At 64.1% G+C, this 326-nt stretch carries 1 protein-coding gene; it reads right to left on the reverse strand.

Translation table 11 applies throughout. From position 1 onward, the window contains the following. Window positions 1–68 precede the first annotated feature (68 nt). On the reverse strand, window positions 69–326 hold a 258-nt coding region (locus BV453_RS01635; protein WP_249520707.1), incomplete at its 5' end, for a tyrosine-type recombinase/integrase.

Below are 326 nucleotides of genomic sequence, written 5' to 3' on the forward strand. Positions count from 1 at the left end.
TTCGTCGCACCAGGTCTCCCAACCGCCGCCGAGTCGAGATGACCAGGCGATCTCCACCGCGGACACGCTCACCGATTGCTCCCGAGAATGTCGTCCATCGCGGTGGCTGCATCAGTGAGTGTGCTCGGCATCACATGGGCGTAGAGGTCTGTCGTGATGCTGAGCGTCGAGTGGCCGAGCAGATCCATGACCACCCGTGGTGGAACGCTCTGGGCGAAGAGCAGCGAGGCGCAGGCATGCCGCAGATCGTGAAACCGGATGCGACGGAGGCCGGGTGTCGCTGTAAGCGCGTCGAAGTCGCGACGCAAGTTGCTCGGCTCGAGAGG

The organism is Microbacterium sp. ER1 (assembly GCF_023383675.1).
Classification (GTDB): domain Bacteria; phylum Actinomycetota; class Actinomycetes; order Actinomycetales; family Microbacteriaceae; genus Microbacterium.